Origin of the sequence: Ureibacillus sp. FSL W8-0352 (assembly GCF_038004345.1) — a bacterium.
GTDB lineage: Bacteria > Bacillota > Bacilli > Bacillales_A > Planococcaceae > Ureibacillus > Ureibacillus thermosphaericus.
In genome coordinates this window covers 3,234,289-3,257,102 of record NZ_JBBOQT010000001.1, presented here as the reverse complement: position 1 = coordinate 3,257,102, position 22,814 = coordinate 3,234,289, and the positions used below count along the sequence as shown (strand labels likewise).

Here is a 22,814-nt window from a genome sequence, read left to right as displayed (position 1 = left end):
AGATTTTGGAAGGGGCCAAGTGTCCCCTCCTCCATACAATCGTTCCTCTATGCTTGCGAATCAAACAGCGACTGACGGGGAGCATTTCCACCGCGCACCGTTTTTTCAGAATAGTTAATTTCTTCAGGCTGCGGTCGCAACATATTCAATGTCACATTCACTAATTGCAGTGAATTGTAAATAAGCTGTTGATTCAAATCATTTTGAATTTTTAAATTTTCAACTAGTTTCAATAATCGATTGCGAACATCCGCTAACTTTTGCCGCTCTTCTTCGTCTTCCACCGCTTCCAATAACTCCGCAATCGTTGGAACACTAGACATTTCGATGCCTTTTGACTGAAAATATTCCACAACCTTCTTTTGACGCAGCTGTTCTAATTGTTCGATCGCAGCCACATGTGATTGTTCAACTTTTAATATTTTATCCAGTTCTTCCATGTCATTGTTTTTCACAAGTTCCGTCTTTCTATACGCATGCTCCAGCAAACTTTTATGCATTTTTTCAAGCTTCTCTAAAATTGAAATAATCGGTTGAACTGACATGGTTTTGAACTCCTTTAAATAAATTCCTTTTGATCTCAAGAAATCTTTTCATCGAGCTTGCTTAATATAAGCTCATTGAAAAAATTTCTTTTATCTCGATGATTTTGTTTTGAGTCATCTTAACGGAGACGGTAATATTTCAACATATCCTCAGCCACTTTCTGAGCATCGACTTTATATTGACCTGATTGGATTTCCTTTTTTAATTTTTGGATTTTTTCCGCACGCTCTTGACTATAATCGGACACTACCTGCATTTCTTTTGCTGCATCTGAAATTTCTATTCTATCTGCAAAAGCATTTTTTGCTTTTACAGTATTCACATTTCGCTGTTGTTTCGTATAAGGATTTACTGAATTCGTATTGATTGGATTGATTTTCACAAGTTAGCCCCCCTTCATAACCTGTCTAGTTATTATTTCGGTTTGTTCACGAAAATGTTAAATGAGTTAAATAAAAAAACTCACATCTGCTTTACACCATTATTTAGTATAACAACAATGGCGACGTGAGCAAATTGTGAGCCGTTTATTATTATTTTTTATTTTTTTCCTTATCAGCTAGATAAGTAAGACGTTCACTTTTTTCAATACTTTCTCTAAATTCTTTCGCCGCTTCAAAAGTACGCAAATCTGATTTTAATTCAGTAACGCAACTTTCACATAGCTTCCCTTTTTTCGTTAAACGTCCACAGTTATCGCATGGATAGCCTAAGTTTGGAAAAACTGCTGGATGAAGGCGCCCTTTACGTACCCATTTAAACAATAATTCCTTATCTACTCCTGTTGCCTCTACTATTCGATCCACTGTCGCAGCACGGTTTTCTCGTTTTCTTAAAAAACGATAAACAATTTGATACATTTCTTCTTCTTTTTGAGAACATTTATAACAAACATCTCTAATGCCTGTATAGTTAAAAAATTCACCACAACTCGGACAATTTCGGATCTCTGCCAAAACTAGCCCCCCTATCAATAAAGAAGATTGACTAAAATATCCACATCGTATTAAAACCATTATACAACAATATAGTAAATTGTCATATTTTGATAAAAAAATACTATTATCTAGTAACTAATTTTGTAAATAATGTTCACACTTTTTTAACATTTTGGCAAGATTTTAATTGTGACATTTTGTGTAGTATATGCTAAAAAAACAGATTTTTTAATGGATCGCTCATTGCTCAGTTTCTTATCTCTACTCATAGGAGTTATTGCAAATTTTCTCTTCATTTATAGAAACCCGACTTTATTAACGTAAAAGCTTTTACCGATTTGGCACCTCCTTCAATAAGGACCCGTTTGGCATGTCTGATTGTCGTTCCTGTCGTATATATATCATCAACAAGGAGAATTTCTTTTCCTTCCACTTGTACGGTTTTTTTTAATTTAAAAATTTGTGGCGTATTCATCCGTTCCTTTCTCGTTTTTCCTCCTTGAGTTTCTGTCGTTATTTTCTCCAACAAATGAACATAAGGGATTCGTGCTTCCTTCAGTAATTCATCCACATGGCTAAAGGTGCGTTCCTTTAATTTTTCAGGATGCATCGGTATTGGGACTATCATTTCTTTCCGATTTTTTAAATTGTAATAAATTTCTTCACGAAACACTTTTGCGAGCAGCACATCATGCATGAACTTATAACGATGTAAATAATCTTGCATCGCTTCGTTATAGTAATATAACGATACTACTTCTTCATCCTGTTCATGGAGACACCACTCGAATTGATTCTCGCATTCTTGGCAAATAACTTTCGGAAATCGATTGAAGAAAAGCCGTTTCCAATCCATCTGACTATTTAATGGTGCGTTGCAAAGAAGGCAATTCTCGACTTCGTTACGATTCATTTTATCCTCCTTTTTATTCGATTGTCCTATTGAAATCCCTCCTTATTTAATCGAAGGATTTCATTTCTCGCTGCATCCATTTCAACCGAGATTCCGTGATGGAAAAAGACGATCTCACCGCCAGGAAAATTTACATTTCTCCCAACACGACCGCTTATTTGAATCAACGCGCTCGATGTAAAAATTTTTGATTCTGCCCCTACGACCGCAACTTGCACATTGCTGATTGTTACCCCTCTTTCTAATATTGTCGTTGTTAATAATCCAGGGATTTCTTCATTTCTCAATTTCATGACTTTCTCTTTCCGTTCTGGATCTTTGGCATGAACGCTTAAAATGTCAGGATGAATTTGTTGAAATAGTGGTGCGGCTTTTTGCATTAAGTGAATCGTCGGAAAGAAAATGAAAAAGGGTTCTCCTTGCTCAATTCTCGATTTCGTCCATAGCGCTAATTTTTTTGGAATTCTTCCTTTATTTATTTGCCTTTCATAAAACCAAAGGGACTCAAATCGAGGTACTGGGAGCGAATGACCATGATATCGCTTCGGAATAAACGAATAACCCCATCCGTCTTTTTTAACTTTCGATAAAATTTGAACAGATGGAGTTGCCGTGACAAGTGCGACAGGAGCTCCTTTCTTCTTTGATTTCCATACCGCCTTTTGCAATGAAATATCGTAAGTATATGGAAACGCATCCGCTTCATCCACTATGACCATATCAAATGCCTCTTCAAAGCGATAAAGTTGATGTGTCGTTGCGATGACGAGTTGAGCGGTTCCCTTTTGTTTTGGGGCATTGCCATAATAGGCATGGATAACCGTATTCGGAAAAACTTTTTGAAAACGAGGAAATAATTCTAATACGACATCTGTTCTTGGCGTTGCAATACAAATTCTTAATCCTTCTTGTAAACAATGGAAAACGGCGGGAAACAAAATCTCAGTTTTACCCGCACCACACACCGCATGCAAGAGATGGTTCCGTTGTTGGATTATGCTGTCTAGCAGCTCTTTTGAAGCTTTTTGCTGAAGCTCCGTAAACATGCCATTCCAGTCGAGTATGTGATGTTTAGGAAATTTTTCACTCGGACCATTCCAAAGGAGGAGATCTGTACAACTACTCATTCTCCCCATATTGATGCAATGTCTACAGTAAACGCAAATTTTCCTGCATCGCGCACATTCAAATTCTACAAATTCTTGTTGAATATCATTAGAACAGCGGTTGCAAATATATTTTTTATTAAAGAAGGGGAAAAAAGAATGTTTTTCTGAAATAGCAGGCTTTACTTTGAAATAGTTGTTTTCGATATAACGATCAATCTTTTCTTTTGAAAAAGGAGTATTTTCCCTGGACCAAACTTTCCCGATAAAGAATTCACGAATTTCAGGTTCTACGATGATTCCTTTATATTGTCTTGCTTTAGTTAGCTGCACTTTGCGTTTCATACAATCCTCCTTTTAAATCTCCTAATATCAATAAAAAAAGCCTCTACTATTTACAGTAGAGACTACAAACTTTTACTCTTCCATTACCGGAACCCAGCCTAATCCTAATGAGCCTTCTCCTAAATGAGTGCCAATCACTGGTCCAAAATAACTTAAATGAAATTCCACGTTTGGAAACTTTTCTTGCATTTTCGCCATCCACTCTAGTGCTTCTTGTTCACGATTGGCATGAATCACCATAGCATGAATGCGATCATATTTAGCTGCATCTTGCGAAAGCAGTTCTTCCACACGGCTTAAGGCTTTTTTCTTCGTGCGAATCTTTTCAAATGGGACAATAACTTTATTTTCGAAATGAAGAACTGGCTTAATTTGCAACAATCCTCCCACAATGGCAGCTGCAGATGATAATCTTCCTCCCCGTTGTAAATGAGACAAGTCATCAACAATAAAATAAGCACGCATGCGACTTTTTATTTCTTCTAATTTCTCTAATATTTCATCAGAAGTTTTTCCTTCTTTCGCCATTTTTGCTGCCTGCACTGCGTAGTATCCTTGCGGCGCACAAGAAATTTCACTATCAAAGCCATGCACTTTAATACCTTCTATTATATTACCTGCCTGCAATGCACTTTGAAATGTCCCGCTAATTCCGCTCGATAAATGGATGCAGATAACTTCATCATAGTCTTTCGATAATGTTTCAAATAATTCCATAAATTTACCAATAGGCGGTTGAGTCGTCTTTGGGAACACCTTTGCTTCACGAACTTTATCGTAAAACTCTTTTGCATGAATTTCGACTTCTTCTTCAAACACACCATCTTCTAATGTCACACTTAATGGAATCATATAAATATTGTATTTTTCACGTTCTTCAGGCGATAAATAAGCTGTACTGTCCGTTACAACTGCGATGCTCATATATTCACTCTCCTATGTAATTTATCATACAGTAATAATGCATTCTTGTTAATAAGAAAAAAACTACAAAAAGAATGATTGTGAGACTTGAAAGAGAAAAAACTTGCTCATGTGATATTAACAAAATTTAAGTATTAAAATTTTCTAAAAGGATAATAGTCAAACTTCGGTAGATATTAGCCAATGTGAGCATGATAATAGTCAAATTCAAGAAAATAATTGCCAAGCGATAAAAATCAATCCCCTGAAGATGGGATAATAGTCAAACTTCGGTAGATATTAGCCAATGTGAGCATGATAATAGTCAAATTCAAGAAAATAATTGCCAAGCGATAAAAATCAATCCCCTGAAGATGGGATAATAGTCAAACTTCAGAAGATATTAGCCAATTCGAGCTAGATAATAGTCAAATTCGGGAAAATATTTGCCAAGCAATAAAAATCAATCTCCTGAAGATAGGATAATAGTCAAACTTCGGTAGATAATAGCCAATTTTCGAAATATAATAGCCAAGCCAAAAAACACTTCCTTAATTATGTTCGAAAGATATTAGCCACTCCCGCCTACCTTCCTGCACAAAAAAATATCATCCAATCCAAAGTTGGATGATCCTTTTTTCTTTTACTGGTCTAATTTTTCCATTCCTACAATCCTTGTTATTTTCCAATCATCATTTTCCTTTACAAAGATTGTTACTTGTCTAACCGTACGATTAAGTGTTGCATCTGTTCCATGTTCTTTCACATGATAATCAATATTCGCAACCACATGAGCTTCGTCTTCGTTATACTTCACAATCGTTGCATCTGAATCCTTTAATTTCACATCATGATTTTTAAATGTTTCTTTTAACATTTTAATTTCTTCTTCATAATTAAATCCAATTGCATTTTTGGAAAGAACATTTGCGTAGCGATCAATATCTTTCGCATTAAATGAATTAATATATTCATCAAAGGCAGCAATAATTTTTACTTTTTCATCTGTAGGAACATTCGTCGCTTCAACAAATTGGTCACCGATCATTTCAAATCCAATTGCCTCATCTGACTCCCCAGTTGTATTTTCTACGGATGAAATTGCTTCAGGTTCAGAATCAGCATTATTATTTCCACATGCAGTTAGCAGGAATACTGCTGCAACTACCAAAATCAACCAGTTCTTCATTTACCCTTACCTCCCAAGGTAATATTGTAGCATATGAGCAACTACCATTTCTATTGATGCAGATTTTTGTCGAAAATACAAGAAACTTTTCATCATCTACTTAAGACGAAATCACCTTAAACTTAGTTGCCTCGATTTACAAATCCTCTCCATTACGCACCATTTGCATAATTGAATTCAAAAAAAAACAAGAACAAAAGGTTTTCAGCCTATAAAAAAAACCGAACGATTATTTGAAACTCTATTTTGAGCTTCAATATCGTTCGGTTTTTTAATTATATACCAAAATGCGTATGATAATTCTTTTTAAGAAGGCTAATTTTAGTTCTGTCCCAACCTCTTACAAAATTACAGTATGTAAATTTGTTCTTGGTGCTTATGGAATTATCGTACTTCCACCCAACCGTTTTTAATAGCGGTTACGACAGCTTGTGTACGGTCATTTACATTCATTTTTTGTAGAATGCTAGATACGTGGTTTTTCACTGTCTTTTCAGAAATGAACAATGTTTCACCAATTGCACGGTTAGATTGTCCATCAGTTAATAATTGCAGTACTTCACATTCACGTTTTGTGAGCAAGTGGAATGGACGACGAATTTCTGTTTGATGGAAGTTTCCTTTATTTTCATGCTCACTTAGGCGACGGAATTCAGCTACTAAATTTTTCGTTACTTTTGGATGCAAGTAAGATCCTCCATTTGCAACAACCTTGATTGCTTCTACTATTTCATCTGCATCCATTTCTTTCAGCATATATCCTAAAGCACCGGATTTTAAAGCGTGCGTAACATATGATTCATCATCATGAATCGAAAGCATAATTACTTTTGCATCTGGAAATTCTTGAATTAATTCTTTTGTTGCATCTACGCCATTTTTACCTGGCATATTGATATCCATTAACACTACATCTGGTAAATAGTCTCTATATAAACTGATGATGTCGCTGCCGTCATCGCCTTCTGCAACAACCTCAAAGGATTCTTCAAACTCTAAAATACGTTTTACTCCTTCTCGGAATAATTGGTGATCGTCAATAATGATTATTCTTGTCACAAAGCATTCCCCCTTAACAAGTATATTACAGTTGAAATTTCTGTTCGTTATTTGGATATGGTATTTTAAACATAACTACAGTTCCATTTCCAATTTTCGTTTTAATATCCATCGAACCTTTTAAAATTTCAACTCGTTCTCTCATTCCAATAATTCCAAAAGATTGCTCTCTTTTGGCTTCTAAGTCGAAACCACTACCGTTATCTTTTACAATAACATTTAAATTGTTAAGATTCCATTCTAGTTTAACCCAAATATCTGTTGGGTTTCCATGTTTTACTGAATTATTCACGCATTCCTGCACTAATCGGAAAATTGCGACTTCATAATTTGAAGGAAGTCTCGTTTCATTATTAAGAGATTGAAAATGAATGTCTACACCCTTGTTATATTCCATAATTGTGGACAAATATTTTTTTAATGTCGGCACAATGCCAAGATCATCTAATGCCATAGGACGTAAATCGTAAATAATCCTTCTTACTTCAGACAATGCTTCTCTAACTGTTTTCTTGAGTTCTGAAATTTCCTTTATAGCGGCATCAATGCCTCTTTCACGATATGTTTTCTCAATTAAATCAGCTCGCATCAAAACATTTGCCATGATTTGTGCAGGTCCATCGTGAATTTCACGAGACAATTTTTTTCTTTCCTCTTCTTGAGCGGCAATGATATTTATGCCAAATTCATGTTTTAATTTTGCCTGCTCAAGTGCTGCACCCACATTTTTCAAATCGGATGTTAAATAATTTAACACGACATTCACTTGATTAACGATATGGTCGGCTCGTTGTATTGTATCGTATAATACTTTTAGACGCCGTTCAAGGTCATCACGTTTCTCTCGTAGGCTTTTTTCTTCGGCCTCGGAAAGTGATAACCGAATTTGCAAGTCGTTGGCAGTTTCATAAGCCTCTCTGACTTGCTGTTCTGAATATTTATCGAAATGTCTGCTAACTTCTACTAGCCTTTGTTTTGCCAGTTGCGTTTGGCGAGCTAAATTATCACTATTCTGAATAACTACTTTTAATTTCTGCTTAATTAATTCCAATTCGATTTTCATTTCCTCAAAGCTTCTACGGCTTTGTTCGCTGATTATAAAAATATCGTTTTTCGAATTGGTAATATTTTCAATCATCCGATTAAAAATAAAATCAATCGATTGGATATCAATTTTGTTTTTTTCATCAAAATACATGATTTGTCCCCAATCCAATTGGTGTAATATAATAAATTATATGTGAGCAACTATTAGTATTTAATGATTATATTATTCTAACATTATTATACCATTTTCCAGTAAACTTTTAAGAAAATTTTTTATTACAAGGAATTCGTTTTTTTGGAAAATAAAGGAGTTTTTGTAATGCGAAAGGACTACAAAACTGTTAAGGGTTATGGAGAAAAAGAGATTGTTATATCGAAATCTCGATTTATCGCTTATGTTGACAGGGCTGAAACTGAAGAAGAAGCTATTAATTTTATTAATAAAATAAAAAAGATGCATTATAATGCTACCCACAACTGTTCTTGCTATATGATTGGCGAGCATAATCAAATTCAAAAAGCGAACGATGATGGGGAACCTAGCGGAACTGCTGGCGTTCCTATGTTAGAGGTGCTAAAAAAACAAGGACTACAAGATACTGTCGTTGTTGTTACTCGATATTTCGGTGGCATTAAACTTGGAGCTGGAGGGCTTGTTCGGGCATACGGAAAAGCTACTACAGAAGGGATTGCGGCTGCCCAAGTAGTGGAAAGAAGACTACATCATGTAATGAAAGTAACGATTGATTATACATGGCTTGGTAAAGTGGAAAATGAAATTCGAAATTCGAAATATACATTAGCTGAAATCCAATATGCTGACAATGTCGATATCATCGTTCATGTCTTAAAAGACGAAGAACAAGCCTTTGTCGAATGGATGACAGAATTAACTAACGGACAAGCGACAATTACATGTATTGACAAAATGTTTATTGAAAAAGTCATTTCATAATCGTTTCAGTCCTCGAAAAAATTTCTTTTTTGTCAATATTTCATTGTCATAATTTTTCAATTTACTGTTTTTCGACAACATTGTATAATTATACGTATTGAACAATTTTGCTTTTCACATAAGATTTACCTGTGATGAATCTTAAGTTGAAATCCATAATAAACATAACAAGCCGTACAAAATCAACATTCCTACATATATAGAGGAGAGTATATATAATGAAACGAATGCAGAAAAAGGAGAAAAAAGGAAAACGTTCGACAAAGTTTTCGCTAGTACTTAAAGTATTAGCACTTTTGTCGGCTTCATTCTTAATTTGTGCAACAGCTTATGGAATTTATTTAACGAAAAAAGCTGAATACGCAGCAAAACAATCTTACGAAGAGCTTGAGGAACGACAATCTTCTCCTAAAAGGGAAATAAAAGCTGAAGCTGAAATCGATAACATTTCCATATTGTTTATCGGTGTGGATGACAGCGAGACACGGGGTCAAGGTTCCGATCATTCTCGTTCAGACGCCCTTTTATTAATGACACTTAATCGTGAAGCAAAAACAGCAAAATTAGTCAGTATCCCTCGGGATTCATATGTGTACATACCAAAAGTAGGATATCAAGATAAAATTACGCACGCACATGCTTTTGGAGGCACAGTGGCAACAATCGAAACAATAGAAGAATTATTTGATATTCCTGTCGACTATTATGTACGCATGAATTTTAATGCATTTATCGATGTAGTCGATGCGCTTGGCGGTATCGATTTAGAAGTTAACATTCCATATGCCTTCTATGAAAAAGACGAAAACGACCGCTATTCTATTTATTTAGAGCCTGGATACCATCATCTAGATGGGCGAAAAGCATTAGCATTAGCACGAACTCGTAAACATGATACAGATTTTGCTCGTGGTGAGCGTCAACAAGATATTATTAAAGCCATTGCCAATAAAGCACTTTCCTTATCCTCCATCACGAAATACGATGAAGTTCTTTTGGCAATCGGTGACAACATGAAAACTAACTTAACATTCGATGATATGAAATCGTTCCTTACGTATTTCTCAGGTGGCATGCCACAAATTGATACTTTAACGTTACAAGGTCAAGGTGATATGTCTACAGGAATTTATTATTACATGTTAGATCGAGAATCTTTAGAAGAGACAAAACAAATCTTAAAAAGCCATTTAGAAATCATCCCAAGCAATGCAAGTTCTAATATCTCTGAAATCGGTAGCGACGATGAAACACAGCAAGTAGATGTTGGTTCATATTCTTACTCATCAAATTGGAATCGATAAATAATTGACAATAGGCAAAATACACTCTCAGTAGCTTGAGAGTGTATTTTTTATATTGGAAAGGGGAGTAGTATTTTCATTCTCCAGTTTGAACAGTTGTATATAAATTTATTCATTGAAAAATTGAAATTTGGATAGTTGAGGAAAACCTTAATTCAACATTTAGCAATAATAAAACGGCTTAAGGGGAATTCATGTCCCCTTAAGCAACAGATTACATTTTAATTTGAAAAGAAAGTTGCATCTAACAAACAGCATTATAGTTAGGCTTGTTTTAACCATTTATTTAGCTGTTCATCCGTACCATATACGAAATGATTCGGCAATGGTTCGTGCATTGATGCAAAATCCGACGTTTCTTCTTGTACATACGGAATTCGTTTCCGTTTTCTTTCCAAAATCGGATCTGGGAGCGGAACTGCTGATAGTAATGATTTTGTATATGGATGAATAGGGTGATGATAAATTTCTTCTGCATCCCCTAACTCCACAATTTTTCCGCGATACATCACAGCAATTCGATCGCTGATATATTTCACCATCGATAAATCATGCGCAATAAATAAGTACGTTAAATTCCGTTCTTCTTGAAGTTCTTTTAATAAATTGACAACTTGTGCTTGAATGGAAACGTCTAGTGCTGAAATGGGTTCATCAGCAATAATAAAACTCGGATTTAAACTTAACGCTCTTGCAATACCAATACGTTGTCTTTGTCCACCGGAAAATTCATGGGGATATCTTGTCATATGTTCACGATTTAAACCAACGGCTTCTAATAAGGAAACAATTCTTTCTTGGCGTTCTTTTTTATTTTTATAAAGACCGTGAATATCAAATGCTTCACTGATGATTTCACCTGCTGTCATACGCGGATTCAATGAAGCATATGGATCTTGGAAAATCATTTGCATTTCACGTTTTAATTGCTTTTGCTCTTTCTTTGATTTGATTTTGTGAACATTTTTTCCTTTAAAAATCACTTCGCCATCGGTCATGTTATAAAGACCAATAATGGAACGACCTGTCGTTGATTTACCGGAACCAGATTCACCAACAAGTCCTAACGTTTCCCCTTCAAAAATATGGAAACTAATTCCATCAACTGCTTTAATAGGATTGGAAGGAGAGCCGAAATATTGAGTTAAATTTTTTACCTCTAATAACTTATGATTCACTTAATTCAGCCTCCTTTTTATATCTTTCCATTCTTCTGACGATAGGTTCCGGAATGTCAATTTTCGGTGCATATTCATGCAACAACCATGTTTTTGCATAATGTGTTTCCGATACTTTAAACATTGGCGGTTCTTTTTCAAAATCAATTGCTAATGCATATTTGTTTCGAGGTGCAAAAGCATCTCCTTTTGGCGGATTTGTTAAATCTGGTGGAGAACCTGGAATTGCAAACAATTTTTCGTCGCTTTTATTATTTAAATCAGGCATAGAGCCAAGTAATCCCCAAGTGTAAGGATGTTTAGGATTGTAGAAAATATCGTTGACTGTTCCGTATTCCACAATTTGGCCAGCGTACATCACCGCTACACGATCTGCAACATTTGCTACAACCCCTAAATCATGGGTAATAAAAATAATAGACGTTTTCCGTTCCTTTTGAATTTCCTTCAATAATTCCAAAATTTGCGCTTGAATTGTAACATCAAGTGCAGTTGTTGGTTCATCAGCAATTAGCAATTTCGGATCAGCGGCAAGAGCAATGGCAATAACCACACGCTGACGCATCCCACCGCTAAATTCATGCGGATATTGGTTAAACCGTTTTTCAGGCATTGGTATACCTACTTGGCGAAGCAACTCTATCGCTCTTTCTTTCGCTTCTTGTTTAGAAACTTTTTTATGTTTTAAAATGACTTCCATTATCTGCTTTCCAACACGGATAGTTGGGTTTAAAGCCGTCATCGGATCTTGGAAAATCATCGCGATATCATTACCGCGAATTTTTGACATTTCTTTATCTGAAAGCGGAATTAAATCTTTTCCTTCAAATAAGATTTGTCCATCTGCATAAATGCCAGGCGGCTCAGGAATCAATTTCATAATCGCATTACTGGTAACACTTTTTCCCGAACCTGATTCGCCAACAATTGCTAAAGTTTCGCCTTCATATAATGTAAATTCTACCCCTCGTACCGCTTGAACAAGTCCTGCATATGTTTTAAAGTTTATTTTTAAATTCTTTACTTCTAACAATGGTTTTTTCATCTTTCCACCCCTTTCTACTTTCGTAATTTTGGATCAAGTGCATCGCGTAAACCATCACCAATTGCGTTAAAAGCAAAAATTGTTAAGGAAATGAAGAATGCAGGGAAGAATAAACGCCAAGGGGCTATTCTTAAACCACCCATACCTTCTGATGCCATCGTTCCCCAACTAGCAACCGGTTGAGTTACACCTAAACCTAAAAAGCTTAAGAAAGATTCAGTGAATATTGCTGTTGGAATTGTCAATGTCATTGTTACAAGAATCGCACCTAAAGCATTCGGTATAATGTGGCGGATAATTAAATGCCAAGTACTTGCTCCAAGTGTTCTTGAGGCTAGTACGAATTCTCGATTTTTAATCGATAAAACTTCACCACGGACAATTCGCGCCATGTTTACCCAACCTGTAATCGATAAAGCAATAATCATTGGAAGAAGACCTTGTTCCATTACAACAAGTAAAATGATTACCACTAATAAGTAAGGGATGGCAGATAAAATATCGACAAAACGCATCATTATGTCATCTACACGTCCGCCAATCAGACCTGAAATGCTGCCCCATAAAACACCGATGATTACATCAATGATAGCGGCCGTAATACCAATAAATAATGAAATGCGTGCACCATACCATACACGAACAAATACATCCCGACCTAAATCATCCGTACCAAACCAATGAGTCTTTGAAGGCGCTTCATTATAAACACCTAATTGATCACGATAACTATATTGTGAAAATTCTGGTACAAATGTCGCCAGTAGTACAATGATGAACAGAATAATTACGCCCGAAACCGCTAATTTGTTTTGTTTAAATCGGAGGAATACTTCTTTCCAGAAAGATACAGACTTTTTTGTCATTTTATCGCTTTCTTCTAATCGGGGCCCAACTACTGTAAACATTTCTGGAGTTAAATTGTCAATCGTTTCATGCTGCTTTGCCATTATTTTTTTGCTCCTCCTTTCAACTTAATGCGCGGATCAATGAGAGTATATAAAATGTCTACTATTAAAACTGCGAACATTAAAATAATTGCATAGAATACCGTTGTGCCCATAATCACTGTATAATCCCGGTTTGTAATACTTTGAACGAAATGTCTACCTAATCCAGGAATAGCAAAAATTTGTTCTACTATAAAACTTCCTGTTACAACCCCGGCTGTTAAAGGCCCTAAATACGTGATAACAGGCATTAATGCATTGCGCAACGTATGTTTAAATACAACCGTCCATTTGCCAAGCCCTTTTGCGCGAGCTAATTTTACATATTCGCTATTGTTTTGTTCTAACATGCTTGAACGAACTAATTTTGCAATATAACCTGCATGTGTTAATGCAATCGCTAATGCTGGCAAGACGGTATACTTAAATCCATTCCAACCTGCTACAGGGAACAAACCTAATTTTAAGGAGATAAAGTATTGCATTAATCCAGCTAATACAAAGGACGGGATTGATATTCCTAAAACAGCGAGCGACGAGGCAGCATAATCGAAGAAACGATTATGATAAAATGCTGCAATGATGCCAAGTGATACCCCTATTCCAACCGCAATGAACATGGCTTCAAGTCCAAGGGCTAACGAAACAGGAAACCCGTCCGCAATAATATCGTTAGTGGAGCGGTTTTTATATTTCATTGACTCTCCAAAGTCAAAAGTCAGCGTATTGAGTAAATAATCTTTATATTGAATATACCAAGGGTTGTCCAGTCCATATTTCGCTTTTAAATTGGCTTCTATTGCAGGCGGAAAATCCCTTTCACTTGCAAAAGGATTACCAGGCGCTGCCTTCATTAAGAAAAAGGTTGCCGTGATGATAATAAATAAAGCAATTAAAATATGAATAATTCTTTTGATAATGTACTTTAGCAAAGTGTTCCCTCCTTTATATAAAAATCCCGTGGACACCTAAAAAATAGCAAAAGGCTGCCTCTGATCAATGAAATCGATTTCAGCAGCCTTTACAACTATTAAAATAAATTTTTTAAATTGACCAATTATAATTCAATATCTACATATTTTAAATAAATGTAACCTAAGTTATCCGGCTTCATGTTTTTCACATGATCCTTTGCAACATATAGATTTGTGTAGTAATAAATTGGAGCTACTGGCATTTCATCAATAATAAGTGCTTCTGCTTGTTTAAGCATTGCAAGACGTTTTTCTTCATCCGTTTCTTGATTCGCTTCTCTTAATAGTTTCGTATACTCTGGGTTTTCCCAACCTGTATCGTTGTTGCCGTTTTCTGCAGAATCATATGGCTCTAAGAATGTGTATGCATCGTTAAAGTCTGCAATCCAACCAAGACGTCCAACTTGGTAATCTAAATTTGAAAGTTTGTCTAAGAAAACTTGCCATTCTGAATTATCAATTGTTGAGTTAATTCCTAAGTTTTTGCGCCAGTTTTCTTGAATGAATTGTGCGATTGCAGAATGCGCTTCACTTGTATTAATTGAAATTTTAATATTAATTTCGCTTGGATCTTTAATTCCTAGCTCTTTCATACCTTCCTCTAGAGCTTTTTTCGCTTCTTCAACATCATTATCTTTGAAGTAGCCGCGATCTTCTTCAAATCCTTTAATTGCTATTGGTACCATACCTAGTGCCGGTTTTTGTTCACCTTTTGTTACATTGTCGATTAATGATTGACGATCAATTGCAAGAGCTAAAGCTTTACGAATATTTTGGTTTTTCAGAAGTTCATCTGTTGTATTGAATTTGTACAAGTAAATGGCTGCATAGTCTTCGATATTTAAAATTCCCTCTGCTTTATATTGATCGATTGCATCCAACGCTACTGTTTGGTAAGGAGAACCTATGAAATCAATTTCACCATTATCAAACATTGTAGCTGCTGTTTGTTCAGATTCAACCATTGTTATATTTACTTGATCAAGTGCGACATGTTCAGCATCCCAGTAATCTGGATTTTTCTTTAATGTAATGTCTTTGTCGTGGTTCCATGAATCTAATAAGAATGGACCGTTTGTTACATAATCTTCTCCAGCTTCTGTGTACCATTTCGGATTTTTCTCCGCTACATTTTTATTTACTGGGTAATATGTTTTAAATGCAACTAATTCCAAGAAATAAGGTATCGGTTGTTCCAATGTTACAACTAAAGTTTTGTCGTCTTCCGCTTTCACACCAACATCTTCAGCTGTTGCTTCACCTTTATGGTAAGCTTCTGCGTTTTTGATTGGGTAAAGGATTGAAGCATATTCGGAAACGTTTTCAGGATTTAATACCCATTTCCAAGCGAATTCAAAATCATGTGCCGTTACAGGATCTCCGTTTGACCATTTATTATCACGTAATTTGAATGTATAAGTCAGTTGGTCATCGCTGACTGTAATCTCTTCTGCTGCTCCATTCACAACTTCTCCATATTTGTGAGTTGTTAACCCTTCAAATACATTAATGAGTATTGCACTAGAAGTGTTATCAGTTGCAAGTCCTGGATGTAATGAAGGCGGCTCAGAAGGAATCACTAAATTAATTTCTTTTTTCCCTGAAGAATCGCTTCCTTCCTCTTTGTTGTCACTTCCGCTACATGCACCTAGCACAAAACTAAGTGTTAATAGCGCTACTAAGAATAGCAAATACTTCTTTTTCATATTTTCCCCCCACTCATTTTTTCAATATTTCATGTTACTCTATTTCATTTTAATAACAATCTTAGCTTAATATGCTTATTTCTAAAAAATTCCTTGGAACATAGCTCTAGCTAATAAAAAAGTCAACCATGATTTTTCTTGTCATGATTGACTATTTTTTACGGAAAAGGTTGTTCTCAGTTATAAGTTTTTGGATTCCAAATGCTATTTTGGATTTCACACAATTTTCAGTCCGAGGGAAATCGAAAGTAAAAAGAAATCGGCCACGCATGAATAACCACAAATTAAAAATACACTACGAGAGGAAAAACCGGTTGAAAATGTAAAAGGAGAGTTGTGTTAAACAACTCCCCTTTAAATTAGAGGTTGAAAATTCTTTTATCTCAACCTCTTCTTATCTATTCAATATAACTCTATACAAATTGACGATTATTTACTAAACATCTTCACTAAATTAATGAGCGGTCGGTAGTTTTTGCCCGCAAGACCTATTACTTCTACAAACAATTCAATGGCAACTAAAATAACAGTGATAAGAAGAATTGCTCCCCAAAGTTTTGCCATAGAGAATATGATAGATGCAATTCCAAACATTACTGCAATTCCATAGATAATCAATACCGTTTGTCGATGAGAGAATCCCATTTTCATTAAACAATGGTGCAAGTGAGATTTATCTGGATCCGACCATTTTTGCTTATTGCGTACGCGACGCACGATTGCAAAGAATGTATCTGAAATCGGCACACCTAACAAAATAACTGGGATAATGAATGATACTAACGTTAAGTTTTTAAAACCTAACAATGAAAGCACAGCAATCATAAATCCTAAAAACAGTGCACCCGTATCGCCCATAAAAATTTTTGCCGGATGAAAGTTAAAGAATAAAAATCCAATCGTACTACATGCTAATATTGCAGCAACGGCAAGTACAAATCCATTGCCCATAATATAGGCCATCGTTGCAAGAGTAATTAATGCAATCGTTGACACGCCTGCTGCTAGTCCATCTAAACCGTCAATTAAATTTACCGCATTCGTAATTCCAACAATCCACAATAGTGTTAACGGAATACTCAATAATCCAAAATTTAAAATACCGTTATCAAAAGGCAAGTTAATGAAGTCAATTTGCACACCGCCCATAAAAATAACAATGGAAGCGGCAACAATTTGCCCTAACATTTTTGCCTTTGCACTTATTTGATATTTATCATCTAAAATACCAGTAATAACAATTACCAAAGCACCTAATACAATCGATAAAGGCATTAATGAACTTTCATATCGAGGACTTTCCGGTCTTAGTATCGCTAGTCCTATTAAAAAGGATAAAAATATAGCTAAACCACCTAGACGTGGCATTATTTTTTGATGCACTTTCCGATAATTCGGTGCGTCCACAGCACCTATGCGAAACGCTAATCGTCTAACAATCGGAGTCAGTATTATGGACGCGACTAGCGCCACTGCTAAAGACACGTAAACCATGTCTATCCTCCTTAGAAAAAGAATTCCATTTATTATTAAACCTAAGATATTATAGCATGAATAAATAAGAAAACCTAGTCTTTCCTTTAAAATGTAATTAAATATCCAATAAAAATGAATCATCAATCAAATTACTATAAAAAGACAATATTGGAAATACTAATGATTACAATATCACTAGTGTTGCATAAATATTGTCGTAATTTTCAGTTTTATTATTTTTCCTGTTTAGAGCCAAAAAGGTAAATACCCAATTAAAGGTGACACCATCCATTTGGAAATTTATTGACAATTAGACCTGTGCGACGACGACAATTTACTTATTAAGGGATGGCTTTTCCTTCAATTTTTCGAAGCCAGATATGCGCTGGTTTCCACAATGCAGCCCTTAAATAACGGCTAATTTGTAAGGTTTTTCGCGTACTATTTGTTTCGATTTGTGCCAGAACATGTAGGCAAAAAACAATAAGTGCGATAAATACTTGATTTTGAATCGCCCATTCACTTTGACCATAGAATTTTTTGATGCTGAGATGTTGTTTGATCCATTTAAAAAACAGTTCAATAGCCCATCGTGATTTGTACATCTCGGAAATTTCTTCGGCGCTTAAATCAAAACGATTTGTGATTAAATGGAGTTCATTTCCTTTTGAATCCATCACTTTTAGAAGGCGAAAGTAATTTTCAGCACGGTTTTGAGTTGTGCCAATCAATACCATTTGATCCGACAAAACACTCGTATCTTCGGGTAGTTTAAAATCATAAACTTCCCGTATAACAGCGTTTTTCCGTAGTCTGGAAAGAAAGAAGTAGCCGTCATCCGTCATACGATCAAATCGCTCATAGTCTAGATAGCCACGGTCAAACACATACATGCATTCCTTGTCATCCACCATGATTTCAAGCTGTCCACGGTCATGTTCTCTTGCCGTTGTCATCAAAGCTTTTTCAGGATAGGATATCCCCTTTTCCATAAACACAAGGCGCAAATGCAGCTTTACACCAGCCTTTGTTTTGCGAAACTTCGCCCATTTATGATTGGTCAAATTAAGTGGCAATGTGCTTGAATCAATGATTTTTAAAGGCATGACCCGTTTTGTGTATTGTGTTTTGGCATGAATTTTTGCGACTAAATCAAGAAAAAGCTTTTGAAATAGATCTGGGTTTATACCATTTAATCGCCGTGACAACTGTGAAATACTAATAGAATTAAGGTCGACGCCTTTTTGAAGTTGGTCATCAAAAAGGCAATCGCTTAGCGCATGGAGACTTTCGATTTCTTCCAATTGCGCAAAAAGCAGTAATTTTAGAAATGACTCTGTCGTTAATTTTTTCGTATAGTAATCTAATTTCATCGTTTTCACCTGTTCTTCAAATAATTGAAGATTTATTGGCGAAAACCATTGTCCAAATGAAGTTTTTCGTGTAATCTTGTCCATGAGTTGGGTCCTTTTTAGTGGATTTGGACGGGTTACCACCTGACTTATCCATTATAAAGGACTTTTTCTTTTCACAAAATAAAATAAGTGAAGATTGTGAGTCTTTTTAATATTAAAATTAAATTAATGCAACACTAGTGACAATATCTTCATACTTATTTTCCCCGTGATTGAAGTAGTCATACATTCAAAAGTTTGATAGAATAACAAAGGTGTCTATATTTATTTAGACCACAAAAGGAGCGTAAAAAAATGTTCTCAATTTTCAAAAATAAGGAAAGAACAAGTAAACGAGAATTAAAACATTACTATAAAATAGTAGAAAAAATTAATCAACTCGAAGCTACATACTCATCGATGTCTGATGATGAGCTTAAAAATATGACTGTAAAATTTAAAGAACGCCTTGCAAATGGTGAAGATTTAACAAATATCATACCTGATGCCTTTGCTGTCGTTCGAGAAGCATCAAAACGCGTCCTCAACATGCGACATTTTGACGTTCAATTAATTGGTGGTCTCGTTCTAACAGAAGGAAATATAGCTGAAATGCCTACTGGTGAAGGGAAAACTTTAGTTGCTTCTCTTCCTTCTTATGTGAGAGCCCTCGAAGGAAAAGGGGTTCATGTTATCACTGTCAATGATTACTTGGCAAAACGGGACTTCGAATTAATTGGTCAAATTCACAAATTCCTTGGCTTAAAAGTTGGTTTGAACTTGCCAATGATGGATTTAGAGCAAAAGAAAAAAGCTTACAATGCAGACATTACATACGGTGTCGGTACGGAATTTGGCTTTGACTATTTACGTGACAACATGGCTCGTAATGTGGAAGATAAAGTGCAGCGGCCATACCATTTTGCCATCATTGATGAGGTAGACTCTGTTCTAATTGATGAAGCAAAAACTCCACTTATCATTGCTGGGAAAACTCCTTCTCAAGAAGAACTGCACCGTATTGCTGCCATGCTTGCAAAAACCTTCAAAAAAGATGAAGATTATGAATTCGATGAAGAAACAAAAGCTACTTCTCTTACAGATCAAGGAATCGACAAAGTTGAAGAAGCTTTCGGCGTTGATAACTTATACGATTTAGATCATCAAGTATTGTACCACTACGTCATTCAAGCGGTACGTGCCCACGTGATGTTCGAACGCGACGTGGACTACATTGTGAAAGATGATAAAATTGAGCTAGTCGACATGTTTACTGGCCGAATCCTTGAAGGACGTTCTTTATCAGACGGTTTACACCAAGCCATTGAAGCAAAAGAAGGCGTCACGATTACTGCTGAAAATAAAGCACAAGCTCAAATTACTATCCAAAACTACTTCCGCATGTACCCTAAACTTGCCGGAATGACTGGAACTGCAAAAACGCAAGAAAAAGAATTCATTGAAGTATATAACATGCGAGTTGTTCAAATTCCAACAAACCGTCCAGTCATTCGTATTGATCAACCAGACATCGTTTTCGAAACGCGGGATGCAAAATACGAATACGTAGCACAAGAAGCAAAACGACGCCAAGAAAAAGGACAACCAATACTAATCGGAACAACTTCCATTCTACAATCGGAAGAAGTGGCAAAATATCTAGATAAATATGGACTAGAATACCAACTACTCAATGCGAAAACAGTTGAACAAGAAGTGGAATTAATCTCTCAAGCAGGACAAAAAGGGCGAATTACGGTTGCAACAAACATGGCGGGACGCGGTACGGACATTAAACTCGGAGAAGGGGTTCCAGAGCTTGGCGGTCTTTATGTAATCGGAACAGAAAAGCATGAAAGCCGTCGTATTGATAATCAGCTTCGCGGGCGCTCCGGTCGTCAAGGAGACCCTGGGGAAACCCGATTCATCATCTCATTGGAAGACGATATGTTCCGTCGTTTCGCTAAAGAAGACGTTGAAAAATTCAAGAAAAAAATGGTCGTTGATGAGAAAAAGCAAATTCAAAACAAAGATGTACAAGAATTAATTGACCGTACACAACGGATTGTTGAAGGCGCTCACTTTGCATTGCGCGAATACAACTTAAAATTAGACGATGTCATCAATGAGCAACGAAAAATATTGTATACTTTAAGAGATAAAGTTCTACACGAAGAAGACATTATCGAAATCATTCAAAAAATGCTCTTTGATGCAATCGACTTTGCTGTCCGCGATAATGCTGATGAAGAAATTGGCCACGATGAATGGAATTTTGATGCAATAGAACAAACATTAAACTCCTTCTACTTAGAGAAAATCACATTAGACCGTACAGTAGCAAAAGTTAATCACATTTTCGACCAAGTAGAACCTGGTTACTTGCAATTAAAAGAATTTATCCAATCCTTCGAGAACGATGAAAGAGTGCTTAGCATTTCACAACAAGTAATGCTCGGCTTCATTGATCGCATGTGGGTAAATCACTTGGCACAAATGACATATTTAAAAGAAGGCATCGGCTTACGCAGCTATCAAGGTGAAGATCCAATGCGAATCTATCAGCGAGAAGGACTCAAGTTATTCGGTAAGAACTTCCAGGAACTTCGCGTCCAAATCGTTACAGAATTGATGAAATTTATGAACATTCGCCGAAAAGAGGAGGAAAATGAATAATGGGGCTTTTTGATTTTTTTAAGAAAACCGATAAAGTTGGAACAGACAGTGCAATCGACTCAAGTAATTTAATTGAAGGAATTGAAGAATCATCCGAAAAAAAATTAGTGAAAACAAAACTATCACTTCATCCGGATTGGAAAGTACCGCAAGAACAAAAATACGTGTTTAGCTTTTTAGCAAACCAATTAGTGCCGCTACGTCCAAATCAATTGTCTCTTGCAGCCATTGATATCGATGAAGATAAAAAAACAGGAACTTGGTACGTACGTGCGTTCTTCCGCTCATCAATCCCCCACAATATTGAATTAGGGGAAATTGGGCTGCTTATATTAGATAAAAACAATAAACGCTTAGCTGGAAAAATATTTGATTTTAAAGAATTGGGTACTCTCCCACCAGAAAGCTGCCGTCCATGGGTATTCGTTTTTGAAAAGAAATATATCGAAACGGACGAACTTCCTGGCGAAGGTTGGAAAATTGCCTTTAACTTAAACACATTAAAAGAACATACGCTGGATTTAGATGAATCTTGGAAAAAGCAGCTTCCAATCGAACAACAAGAATTGCTTGCAAAAGTGGTAAGCAAACTGCCAGAACTAGGCCATAATGAAGTAAACTTCACTGGTTTACAAGCAAAATTGCGTGATGATAAGAGCTTATCTGTATCCATCTTCATTCGAAATGGAAATGATCGTGCAATCAATGTTGAACAATTACCATTAGAAATAATTGACGCGAACGGCAAAAAAATTGCAAAAGGATCATTTACATTAAATCCACCTTTAACAATCAAAGCTCGTACAACGAAACCGTGGACATTTGTTTTCCCACCAGAATTAGTGGATGCAGAAGGTGCAGATTTATCTCGCTGGAAAGCTGTCGTACCGCAATAAAAAAGTAACGCGTAGAGCAATCATGCTTCTACGCGTTTTTTGTATTGTATTATATCTTACAGCTAATAACATTTTTACACGGGTTAAAATTTAAACTTAATTTTCCGCTCTTTTGCTTTTCTTCAATTTATCTTTTTTCTAAAATTTTATTTTTGAACTTCTAAAGTTTTTTTGTATCTTTTCTTTTGGCGTTTTAATCCATTTCCTTTCTGTA

General features: G+C 35.7%; 20 protein-coding genes. 4 read left to right on the top strand and 16 right to left on the bottom strand.

Translation table 11 applies throughout. The features are described from left to right. Window positions 1-47: 47 nt before the first annotated feature. The 9 genes from NST98_RS16280 to NST98_RS16240 all read right to left on the bottom strand — a co-directional run bounded on the left by NST98_RS16280 (window position 48) and on the right by NST98_RS16240 (window position 8,197). On the bottom strand, window positions 48-545 hold the full coding sequence (locus tag NST98_RS16280; protein ID WP_340715562.1) for a flagellar protein FlgN: 498 nt from the start codon (window positions 543-545) through the stop codon (window positions 48-50). A 119-nt stretch (window positions 546-664) separates the two neighbouring features. Then, on the bottom strand, window positions 665-928 hold the full coding sequence (flgM, locus tag NST98_RS16275; protein WP_016837982.1) for a flagellar biosynthesis anti-sigma factor FlgM: 264 nt from the start codon (window positions 926-928) through the stop codon (window positions 665-667). Window positions 929-1,079: 151 nt separating this feature from the next. Then, a complete protein-coding gene (locus NST98_RS16270) occupies window positions 1,080-1,502 on the bottom strand; it encodes a TIGR03826 family flagellar region protein (protein ID WP_016837981.1) in 423 nt (140 codons plus the stop codon). A 274-nt stretch (window positions 1,503-1,776) separates the two neighbouring features. Beyond that, the gene (locus tag NST98_RS16265; RefSeq protein ID WP_016837980.1) at window positions 1,777-2,397 is read right to left on the bottom strand and encodes a ComF family protein; all 621 of its coding nucleotides are present in this window, start codon (window positions 2,395-2,397) and stop codon (window positions 1,777-1,779) included. Between the two features lie 26 nt (window positions 2,398-2,423). Continuing rightward, window positions 2,424-3,848 carry a DEAD/DEAH box helicase gene (locus NST98_RS16260; RefSeq protein WP_340715561.1) on the bottom strand — a complete coding sequence of 475 codons (1,425 nt, stop codon included), beginning with the start codon at window positions 3,846-3,848 and terminating at the stop codon, window positions 2,424-2,426. A gap of 72 nt (window positions 3,849-3,920) precedes the next feature. Then, a complete protein-coding gene (locus tag NST98_RS16255) occupies window positions 3,921-4,772 on the bottom strand; it encodes a DegV family protein (protein ID WP_016837978.1) in 852 nt (283 codons plus the stop codon). A 622-nt stretch (window positions 4,773-5,394) separates the two neighbouring features. Next, a complete protein-coding gene (locus NST98_RS16250) occupies window positions 5,395-5,940 on the bottom strand; it encodes a nuclear transport factor 2 family protein (RefSeq protein WP_016837977.1) in 546 nt (181 codons plus the stop codon). Between the two features lie 384 nt (window positions 5,941-6,324). After that, complete coding sequence (locus NST98_RS16245; protein WP_016837976.1) at window positions 6,325-6,999, bottom strand: response regulator; 675 nt, start codon at window positions 6,997-6,999, stop codon at window positions 6,325-6,327. Between the two features lie 25 nt (window positions 7,000-7,024). Beyond that, window positions 7,025-8,197, bottom strand: a complete 1,173-nt coding sequence (locus NST98_RS16240) for a sensor histidine kinase (protein ID WP_168412862.1) — start codon at window positions 8,195-8,197, stop codon at window positions 7,025-7,027. Window positions 8,198-8,365: 168 nt separating this feature from the next. Between NST98_RS16240 and NST98_RS16235 the strand changes: the two genes are divergently transcribed. Further along, on the top strand, window positions 8,366-9,001 hold the full coding sequence (locus NST98_RS16235; RefSeq protein ID WP_016837974.1) for a YigZ family protein: 636 nt from the start codon (window positions 8,366-8,368) through the stop codon (window positions 8,999-9,001). Window positions 9,002-9,219: 218 nt separating this feature from the next. Beyond that, window positions 9,220-10,305, top strand: a complete 1,086-nt coding sequence (locus tag NST98_RS16230) for an LCP family protein (RefSeq protein WP_168412861.1) — start codon at window positions 9,220-9,222, stop codon at window positions 10,303-10,305. 263 nt (window positions 10,306-10,568) lie between these two features. Here NST98_RS16230 and NST98_RS16225 read toward each other — a convergent pair whose 3' ends face one another. From NST98_RS16225 to NST98_RS16195, 7 genes are all read right to left on the bottom strand, one after another. Then, window positions 10,569-11,483 carry an ABC transporter ATP-binding protein gene (locus NST98_RS16225; protein WP_340715560.1) on the bottom strand — a complete coding sequence of 305 codons (915 nt, stop codon included), beginning with the start codon at window positions 11,481-11,483 and terminating at the stop codon, window positions 10,569-10,571. After that, entirely contained in the window at window positions 11,473-12,528 is a 1,056-nt protein-coding gene (locus NST98_RS16220; RefSeq protein WP_016837971.1) for an ABC transporter ATP-binding protein, read from the bottom strand. The genes NST98_RS16225 and NST98_RS16220 overlap by 11 nt, the downstream gene beginning before the upstream one ends. A gap of 14 nt (window positions 12,529-12,542) precedes the next feature. Then, complete coding sequence (locus NST98_RS16215; RefSeq protein WP_238536185.1) at window positions 12,543-13,436, bottom strand: ABC transporter permease; 894 nt, start codon at window positions 13,434-13,436, stop codon at window positions 12,543-12,545. A 41-nt stretch (window positions 13,437-13,477) separates the two neighbouring features. After that, window positions 13,478-14,410, bottom strand: a complete 933-nt coding sequence (locus NST98_RS16210) for an ABC transporter permease (protein WP_016837969.1) — start codon at window positions 14,408-14,410, stop codon at window positions 13,478-13,480. 125 nt (window positions 14,411-14,535) lie between these two features. Continuing rightward, a complete protein-coding gene (locus NST98_RS16205) occupies window positions 14,536-16,158 on the bottom strand; it encodes a peptide ABC transporter substrate-binding protein (RefSeq protein WP_340715559.1) in 1,623 nt (540 codons plus the stop codon). 429 nt (window positions 16,159-16,587) lie between these two features. Continuing rightward, the gene (locus NST98_RS16200; RefSeq protein ID WP_016837967.1) at window positions 16,588-17,652 is read right to left on the bottom strand and encodes a glycosyltransferase family 4 protein; all 1,065 of its coding nucleotides are present in this window, start codon (window positions 17,650-17,652) and stop codon (window positions 16,588-16,590) included. A gap of 323 nt (window positions 17,653-17,975) precedes the next feature. Further along, window positions 17,976-19,091 carry an IS4 family transposase gene (locus NST98_RS16195; RefSeq protein WP_340715558.1) on the bottom strand — a complete coding sequence of 372 codons (1,116 nt, stop codon included), beginning with the start codon at window positions 19,089-19,091 and terminating at the stop codon, window positions 17,976-17,978. A 252-nt stretch (window positions 19,092-19,343) separates the two neighbouring features. Between NST98_RS16195 and secA2 the strand changes: the two genes are divergently transcribed. Both secA2 and NST98_RS16185 read left to right on the top strand, forming a co-directional pair. Then, window positions 19,344-21,704, top strand: a complete 2,361-nt coding sequence (gene secA2, locus NST98_RS16190; protein WP_340715557.1) for an accessory Sec system translocase SecA2 — start codon at window positions 19,344-19,346, stop codon at window positions 21,702-21,704. Next, window positions 21,704-22,600, top strand: coding sequence for an accessory Sec system S-layer assembly protein (locus NST98_RS16185; protein ID WP_340715556.1), 897 nt, complete (start codon window positions 21,704-21,706; stop codon window positions 22,598-22,600). The genes secA2 and NST98_RS16185 overlap by 1 nt, the downstream gene beginning before the upstream one ends. Window positions 22,601-22,814 lie beyond the last annotated feature (214 nt).